Consider the following 7907-nt stretch of genomic DNA (forward strand, 5'->3'; position numbering starts at 1 on the left):
GATGCCTCAGAAATCCGTTCGCGAACTATAGCGAAAATGCACACTCTGCAGAAAATCCCGGCAAAATCGGTGCGCTTGCGTTATAAGCAAAACGCCATGTGACGCGCCCTCCGGCCTTGTGGCCGATTTTAACAGTCCCCAGATCGCCCTCCATGAACACGCACGCGATGCGGCCATGATCCTTCAGTTGATCCAGCAATTCGTCCGAGACGCGTTCAACGCCGCCCTGAACAAGTATTACATCGTAAGGTCCGTGTTCTGCAGCCCCTTGGGCAAGCGGTCCGGTGTGAACGATAGCATTGTCCACATCGGTTTCCGTCAGAAGGTCCTGCGCCTCGGATGCGAGTTGCTCATCCTCTTCGACGGCCACGACAAGCTGGGCCATACGAGCCGTCACAGCGGTCGAATATCCCAAGGCCGGTGCGATATCCAAAACCAATTCCTCATTGGAAATGTTGAGCGCATCCAGCATCTTGGCCAGGGTTCTGGGCTCCAGCAGGCAGCGACCATTCCCGATATCCATCAGATCGCCGACATAGGCGGCTTCGCGCAAGGCATCCGGCACGAACTTTTCGCGCGGCACCGACAGCATGGCATCGATGATCGGGAACTTGGTCACATCGGACGGGCGAACCTGGGTATCGACCATCGTCCGGCGGCGGGCTGCGAAATCTGTCATTGGATCGCTCTTATTTATCCCTCGGTTACCGGCTTTTGCCACATCCCGGTCGCACCAGCAACGCCTTCAGGTATGAAATCCGGTCGCAGTCAGCAAGTTTGCCTGACCGCCAATCCGCGCGAATTTGATACTTATCTAGTATATCAAGAGAATCGGATCAGAGAATCCGCAGAACGGAACCGAAACATGATTGTTTGGACAATTGTTTGGAGACTGCACTTGCGCCCACATCGCGACTCGGCTAAAGCCCTTTTTTACACCACCTTAGGCGAGTTGGCGGAGTGGTGACGCAGCGGATTGCAAATCCGTGTACACCGGTTCGATTCCGGTACTCGCCTCCAACATATTCAATGACATAGCTGCTCTCCTCCTTTTGGGGTATCACCAAGGGCATCATCTTTCACGTCCCCCCCTGTTCATTCTTAGTGTCGGATCGCTCCTCCGCCGCATTGCGTGCATGCAGGACCTGCCGAGATTCACCGGCATATTTCCGAGTCATGCTTTCTGTTGCGTGCCCATCGAATGACTTCAACCCGTCGTCCGAACGTCCAGTAACGATCTAACACGTCCTTTCTTTGTCGTATTCCACGGCTGGAGTTTTGAACATTCTCCCCCCTTGGAATTAAAAAACGCGCTTGCCAACCCACAAGTTTCAGATAGCATCATTGTCGCATAATATCAGGATGTTATATGTATATTCGAGCACTTCTATTTTCTGCCGTTCTTGCAATTTCAAGTCCGATACAAGCCGCAGCAGGCGCTGACTTTGATGGTTTCAAGCAGAAACAAGAAAATCTTCCCAAGTCATACAAAAAACTCAAAAAGGTTGAGGGCATCGACGCAAAGTTTGTGCATTCATTCTCGATCTACGGCGGGGAATGCAAATCCAAGAAGTACACAGATAAAAGCGGTAAGGGTGATTGCGACTATGGCAGCGTGCGAAGCGAGCTTAGGGAAAAGAAAAATGGAAAATCACTTCAAAGTGCATTTCCGCAACCCAGCCCTGTCTGGTACGGCTTTGACATATTGATCCCTCAAAGTTACCCAACACAGGGACAACAGAAACCGGCTTGGAATATCTTTGCACAATGGAAATCTGAACGCTGCCCACATGCCGCAGTAGGACACTGGACGCGCCCGGATCATGGAAACGCCCTGTATCTTGTAACATTCAAGAATGTAGGCGCATTGGAAAACCACGACTGTGACGGGGTCGCGGTTAAGAAAATCGTTGAAATGCCGACTGTTAAAGGCAAATGGACACGTGTCGAAATGTTTGTGAACTGGAGCGAAGGCGGGGATGGCGTTTTTGACGTATATATCGATGGCACTAAAAAACTGAGCCATCGTGGCCCAAACTTAGACCCGAACAACATCAACGAAGCTGGCAAAAGGTCTAACAAAAACTACTTTAGCTTTGGCACTTACCTAGCCAACAGCCGAGGGCCGGGCATAATACGCTCAGGAACTGTTTACTACGCGAATGTACACAGGTCGAAAAAACGGGATGATCTTTTTCGATAGATCCATTGGCCGAAGCGCAAAGATGGCTGGTTCACAAAGCCCGACCCAAGAGTACGTAGCCTGAAACCGCTACTCGTAGCTTCGTCAGCAAGCTGAATTAGGTCACCGCAACGGCATAGAGAAACGACCAATCCGTTTGATTTATCCATTGGTCGAGCCCGTGACCGGCACACACGCATTGACGGTCTTGCTTGAATTGCGTCGGCAAATTCAAAGTCGGAAGAAACGTAAGAAATCAACCGGGTCGATTGATCTGGCAAATGCAAAGCGTAGCCGCACGCACAGGACGATGTGCGGCCTTGCGAGACACCAAATGTCAATCGCAATACCGCCCCAAAAATGCCACGTCGTTTTAGTAAGCAAGTGCAAAATCAAAATACTCGGGCAGGATTTCGAGGCAATGACTGGTGATAGTATTCTGGCGGCGATCCGCCATCCTGTGGAACTGCTGTTCGACCCAACTCAACGACTGTCGATTTTCTATCTGGCTACGGCACTGGCCTTTGCCATTTTCATCTATTGGCGTGAACGGTCTGCACGCGGACAGTCGGGAGTTAAAGGATTACTCAACTGGCTGGTGCCATGGGATGTCGTCACCCACGACTCTGCCAAAGCCGATTATTTTATGTTCTTTATCAATAAATCGATCATTGCCGCGATCTATGCATCGATCCTGATTCAGGCACATTTTTGGGTTCACATCGTTGAAACCGTATTTGGACCGGCTCCTGCAGGCCCCGAACAACCATCGTGGGGTGTAACCTTGATTTACACCATCGCGATCACTCTGGCATTTGATGGTGCGCTTTGGTTTGGGCACTATATTTTCCACAAAGTTCCTGTTTTGTGGGAATTTCACAAAGTCCATCACTCAGCCGAGGTCATGACGCCATTGACGGCCGTGCGTATGCATCCGTTCGAAGAAGCGGTTTCCTCGCTGATGGGTGCGTTCGCAGTGGGTGTAACGTTTGGTTTGCTGGATCAATATTTTGGAAGCGGCGCGCGTGAATTCAGTCTGTTTCAGCTGAACGTTATTATGTTCGTCTTCTTCGTTGCCGCGTTCAACCTGCGGCACAGCCATGTCTGGCTTCGGTATCCGAATTGGCTGCAGCACTTTGTTGTCAGCCCGGCACAACATCAAGTCCACCACTCCAAGGCCATCCGCCATTGGGACAAGAACATGGGATTCATTTTTGCGTTCTGGGATTGGGCGGCTGGTACATTGTACTCGCCAAAAACTCGGGAAACGCTGGATTATGGCCTGGGGAATGGAGAAGACGGCACCTGGAACAGCCCCCGAGCCTTGTACTTTCGACCGTTCAAGAACGCCTACGCTTTGTTCAAAAGCGGCTGGCGCAATGTGTTTGTGTTTCCGCCCAAGCACATGCGTCCGAAGGAGAGCAAGCCCCCAGAGGAAGCAGCAAGTCCGAATGACCTGCCGCTGGTCGTTTCACGCGATGGCGGCTCTGGGCGATTCAAGACCGAGGACAGGTAAACAACACAATCTGCCGCCGATTAAGAAAGTCGGCGGAGCGAACACAGAAAGCGGCCCATCGGCCACTGAATGCACGTGCCGCTCAAAGCTGATGTTGGGTTAAGCCGCTCACCGCCCGCCGCGAAGGAAAGACCGTTGCGGATTGGTTATTACAAGCCCTGATACATATAGGATTGGCGATTGGCCTTGTGACGCTCGTAGTCAGAGCGCGAAACATCGGATGATCCGATCGGCCCCGTCCCGGTTTCGCATCCGGCCAAAATGCACACAACGACCAGGGCAATAATAGTTCGAGAGCAGGCCATGGCATCCTCCACGCTTTGGCAGCGTCCTGTTACACAGAACACTAACATAAGGCATGAACCAGCAAGAACAATTCTACGGGCAACCTGTTCCACAGGCTGCCCGCACCTGAACTTACTTGCGGATTACTCTGCTGCTTTCAACTCCTTACCTTGTGGGATCACTTCGTATCCTGCTTCTTCCGGCTCATCATCCAGCATTTCGGTTGGAAATCCGGGGGCGCGGACGTCGATACCCGTTGCATCCTCGAGACGGCGGATGATGTTCGGAGACAATTCGCGGTCACCGTACCGGGCGATGCCGTCTTCGAAAATCTTGATCATCACCGGGTTCATCTCCAGCGGAACACCGGCCCGGTCCGCTACTTCCTGAAACAGGCCGATATCCTTTTTGACCAGATCCATGGTGAATGAAATATCGCGCGAACCGTTCAGGATCACCTGGCTTTCGGTTTCATGCACAAACGAGGTGCCCGACGAAATCTTTATAGCTTCATAGGTTGTGTTCAGGTCCATGCCAGCCGCTTTTGCGGTGACCAACGCTTCGGCGCAGGTGATCAGGTTGGCGGTGGCCAGATAGTTGGTCAAAACCTTAAGGACGGAAGCAGAGCCCAGGTCGCCGGTATGCAGGATACGGCGGCCCATCGTGGTCAGAAATGGCAAAATTTGTTCGAACGTCGCGCGATCACAGCCTGCGAAAATCGAGATGTTGCCGGTCGCCGCCCGGTGGCATCCCCCCGAGACCGGGCAATCCACTGCCGCACCGCCACGTTCGATGACCATAGCGCCAAGGCGTTTTGCTTCGGCCTCATCCGTGGTGGACATCTCCATCCAGATCTTGCCTTCTTTCACCTCGGGCAACATCTGCTGCATCACCGCGTCCGAAGCGGAAGGCGACGGCAGGCAGGTTATCACTGCGTCGCAGTCGCGCATCAACTGCGCTGGATTGTCCGCCGCTTTCGCTCCACGAGCTACAAATTCCTCGACCAGATCCCTGTTCAGATCATGAACGGTCAGATCGACCCCATTGCGCAACAGCGAACCCGAAAGCTTGCCGCCCACGTTTCCCAAACCTATGAAGCCAACTTTCATGCCTATTCCTCCCAGAGTGGCCATTTGCGCATTCGCGATTCACACGCGGATTATCAATGCTGGATAAGGGCAACAGAAACGAATAATAACAGTCGCAATCATAAAATTTTTTTGGTGATAAATGGACCGCCTCCCAAATCCGGCCTGGTTGCGCAGTTTCGAATCCGCCGCGCGCCATCTGAACTTTACTGTCGCCGCGCAGGAACTGGGCCTGACGCAAACAGCGGTTTCACTGCACATAAGGTCGCTTGAGGCTGAACTTGGGGAAAAACTGTTCACTCGCAATGCACGCCGACTGGACCTGACTGAACTGGGACAGTCCTATGCGCTGACTGTCCGGCGGGCGCTGTCCGACATCGCACTGAGCACCAACAGTCTGTTTGGCCCGGCGACCCGGCAAAGCCTGACCATCAGGGCGGCCATTTCAACCGCCACCTATTGGATTGCAGCCGAGTTGCCTGAGTTCTGTCGCCAGTTCCCTGACATTCCCGTGCGCCTTGTGTCCCATATCTGGAATGACAGCGTTGCTCCGGGGGACGTGGATGTAGAAATTCGGCTGGGATATGGCGACTGGCCCGGCGTGATTGCCGAAAAGCTCTGCTCTGAAACCATTGTGCCTGTTTGTCGTGCTGGTGACCCGCTCCCCGGGCTCAAAGACCTGCGAAACGGACCTCTGGTTCATATTCTGGGATATGAGGATAACTGGGCAAGATATTTCGAGGCCAATGGCCTCGCCGTTGCCGAGAATTCGGCCCGTCATTCTGTGGACACGACGGTGGCCGCGCTGCAATTGGTGATGGCAGGCGCGGGTTATGCCACCGTTCTAACCCGGTTTGCCCGCAACGCCATCACGCAGGGCGCGCCGCTGCAATTGGTGGGGCCGCCGATTCCATTTGCCCAGTCACATTACCTGATCCGCGCGACAACGGGGTCGCAGCCGTCCACTCCTGCGCGGCTGTTCGAGGCATGGTTGCAGGAGCGTTTGGCGACCCATGACGCTGACTGACTGCCTCAAGTCGCTTTTCGGATGCGGCGTGTCACAAGGGCGCCAGTACGCTTGACAAGCCCCCTGCCCGTGCCGCATGTCGCATGCGTTGGTGTCCATTTTTAAATGGATGAAAAGGGAATGCGTCAGCGGTTTTCCGTCAAACGCAGCCGCCCCCGCGACCGTGACCGGAGAGGGTGCCCAAAGCCACTGGCCCGCAAGGCCGGGAAGGCGGGACATCTGCCAGAGCCAGAGCTCTGACATCCGCAAGCCGGGAGACCTGCCAGCAGCCGTAGATGTAACCGGGCGGGGTGTTCCGGTGCCGGGTCCATGTCGTGATACGTGGCCCGCATGAAACCCCGTCCCCCGCGAAGAGGATTTGGGGGGATGAGAGACATGACCGAGACCGCGCCAGTCGAGCTGCTGGTCTGCACCACGTGCCGTCGTGGGCTGCCTATCGAGGACGACGCGAAGCGCCCTGGCACCTTGCTGCACAAAGCGCTGGAACAGGCCGAGCTGCCTGACGGAGTAAACCTCAAAGCGGTGGAATGTCTGTCGAACTGCGATCAGGGCTGTTCCATTGTCCTGCGCGGCGGCCCATCCCGCTGGACTTTTGTCTACGAAAACCTGAACGAAACCGACCACGTCGAAACCATCGTCGAAGGCACCACCAAATATCTTGAGACCGAAGACGGTCTGGTGAAGTGGCGCGAACGTCCTGAACATTTCCGCAAAAACTGTGCGGCCCGCATTCCCCCGATTGGAGCCCTGAAATGAGCAACCTCGAAAAACTCCCCGTTACTGTGATCACCGGCTTTCTGGGCTCGGGCAAAACCACGCTGGTGCGCCACCTGATGCAGAACCCGCAAGGCAAGCGTCTGGCCGTTGTTGTCAACGAATTCGGTGATGTGGGCGTCGATGGTGACATCCTGAAATCCTGCGCGATCCCGGATTGTCCGGCGGAAAACATCATGGAACTGGCCAATGGCTGCATCTGCTGCACCGTGGCCGATGATTTCATCCCGACTATCGAGGCGTTGATGGCGCTGGAGCCACGCCCCGACCACATCCTGATCGAGACCTCCGGCCTCGCGCTGCCCAAGCCGCTGCTGAAGGCGTTTGATTGGCCGGATATCCGTTCGAAAATCACCGTGGACGGCGTGATCGCTCTGGCCGATGCCGAAGCCGTGGCCGCCGGTCGCTTTGCTCCGAATGTCGAAGCTGTGGATGCACAGCGCTTGGCCGATGACTCGATTGACCACGAAACGCCGCTGTCCGAAGTGTTCGAGGACCAGATTTCGTGTGCCGACATTATCCTGCTGACCAAACCCGATCTGGCCGGTCCGGAAGGCGTTGCCAAGGCCAAAGAGATCATTGCAGCTGAGGCTCCGCGCCCCCTGCCCGTCGTCGAGGTGGCCGAAGGTGCCGTTGACGTGCGCGTCGTATTGGGGCTTGAGGCCGCAGCCGAGGATGACATGGACGCCCGTCCGTCGCATCACGACGGCCATCATGATCACGAGCATGACGATTTCGAAAGCATCATCGTTGAACTGCCGGAACAGACCGATCCGGCTCAATTGGTCGCCAATATCGAACGTCTGGCCAACGAGCTGAACATACTGCGCGTCAAAGGTTATGCCGCCGTTCAGGGCAAACCGATGCGCCTGCTGGTGCAGGCCGTTGGCGCACGCGTGCGGCACCAGTATGACCGCCCGTGGGAACCCGGCGAAGAGCGTCGCTCGCGTCTGGTGGTCATTGCCGAGCATGACGACATCAAAGAGGCCCAAATCCGCGATATCCTCGTGGGTGTTGCCGAGGCCGCCGAGTAAC

General features: G+C 55.2%; 7 protein-coding genes, 1 tRNA gene and 1 riboswitch. Of the genes, 6 read left to right on the forward strand and 2 right to left on the reverse strand.

The window, feature by feature from the left end; translation table 11 throughout:
• Nucleotides 1-25: 25 nt before the first annotated feature.
• Complete coding sequence (locus ACR0NA_RS02930; protein WP_480725854.1) at nucleotides 26-679, reverse strand: protein-L-isoaspartate O-methyltransferase family protein; 654 nt, start codon at nucleotides 677-679, stop codon at nucleotides 26-28.
• Between the two features lie 267 nt (nucleotides 680-946).
• On the opposite strand from ACR0NA_RS02930, the gene ACR0NA_RS02935 reads away from it, so the two are divergent.
• From ACR0NA_RS02935 to ACR0NA_RS02945, 3 genes are all read left to right on the forward strand, one after another.
• Nucleotides 947-1020: transfer RNA gene (locus ACR0NA_RS02935), tRNA-Cys, on the forward strand.
• Between the two features lie 349 nt (nucleotides 1021-1369).
• Nucleotides 1370-2203, forward strand: a complete 834-nt coding sequence (locus ACR0NA_RS02940) for a heparin lyase I family protein (RefSeq protein ID WP_480725855.1) — start codon at nucleotides 1370-1372, stop codon at nucleotides 2201-2203.
• Between the two features lie 400 nt (nucleotides 2204-2603).
• Nucleotides 2604-3698: a sterol desaturase family protein gene (locus tag ACR0NA_RS02945; protein ID WP_480725856.1), complete on the forward strand. Its 1095-nt coding sequence runs from the start codon at nucleotides 2604-2606 to the stop codon at nucleotides 3696-3698.
• Nucleotides 3699-4126: 428 nt separating this feature from the next.
• Here ACR0NA_RS02945 and ACR0NA_RS02950 read toward each other — a convergent pair whose 3' ends face one another.
• Nucleotides 4127-5092 carry an NAD(P)-dependent oxidoreductase gene (locus tag ACR0NA_RS02950; protein ID WP_480725857.1) on the reverse strand — a complete coding sequence of 322 codons (966 nt, stop codon included), beginning with the start codon at nucleotides 5090-5092 and terminating at the stop codon, nucleotides 4127-4129.
• 121 nt (nucleotides 5093-5213) lie between these two features.
• Here ACR0NA_RS02950 and ACR0NA_RS02955 point away from each other — a divergent pair, with 121 nt between their 5' ends.
• The 3 genes from ACR0NA_RS02955 to cobW all read left to right on the forward strand — a co-directional run bounded on the left by ACR0NA_RS02955 (nucleotide 5214) and on the right by cobW (nucleotide 7906).
• Nucleotides 5214-6098 (forward strand): LysR substrate-binding domain-containing protein, encoded by an 885-nt coding sequence (locus ACR0NA_RS02955; RefSeq protein ID WP_480725858.1) that lies wholly within the window; start codon nucleotides 5214-5216, stop codon nucleotides 6096-6098.
• Nucleotides 6099-6170: 72 nt separating this feature from the next.
• Nucleotides 6171-6379: riboswitch (cobalamin riboswitch) on the forward strand.
• A 94-nt stretch (nucleotides 6380-6473) separates the two neighbouring features.
• Nucleotides 6474-6854, forward strand: coding sequence for a DUF1636 family protein (locus ACR0NA_RS02960; protein WP_480725859.1), 381 nt, complete (start codon nucleotides 6474-6476; stop codon nucleotides 6852-6854).
• Complete coding sequence (gene cobW, locus ACR0NA_RS02965) at nucleotides 6851-7906, forward strand: cobalamin biosynthesis protein CobW (protein WP_480725860.1); 1056 nt, start codon at nucleotides 6851-6853, stop codon at nucleotides 7904-7906. The genes ACR0NA_RS02960 and cobW overlap by 4 nt, the downstream gene beginning before the upstream one ends.
• Nucleotide 7907 lies beyond the last annotated feature (1 nt).

Source organism: Ruegeria sp. C11 (genome assembly GCF_056537725.1).

Excerpts from the sequence above, each read along its gene's own strand:
- ACR0NA_RS02930 (WP_480725854.1), bottom strand. The coding sequence starts at position 679 with ATGACAGATTTCGCAGCCCGCCGCCGGACGATGGTCGATACCCAGGTT.
- ACR0NA_RS02940 (WP_480725855.1), top strand. The coding sequence starts at position 1,370 with ATGTATATTCGAGCACTTCTATTTTCTGCCGTTCTTGCAATTTCAAGT.
- ACR0NA_RS02945 (WP_480725856.1), top strand. The coding sequence starts at position 2,604 with ATGACTGGTGATAGTATTCTGGCGGCGATCCGCCATCCTGTGGAACTG.
- ACR0NA_RS02950 (WP_480725857.1), bottom strand. The coding sequence starts at position 5,092 with ATGAAAGTTGGCTTCATAGGTTTGGGAAACGTGGGCGGCAAGCTTTCG.
- ACR0NA_RS02955 (WP_480725858.1), top strand. The coding sequence starts at position 5,214 with ATGGACCGCCTCCCAAATCCGGCCTGGTTGCGCAGTTTCGAATCCGCC.
- ACR0NA_RS02960 (WP_480725859.1), top strand. The coding sequence starts at position 6,474 with ATGACCGAGACCGCGCCAGTCGAGCTGCTGGTCTGCACCACGTGCCGT.
- cobW (WP_480725860.1), top strand. The coding sequence starts at position 6,851 with ATGAGCAACCTCGAAAAACTCCCCGTTACTGTGATCACCGGCTTTCTG.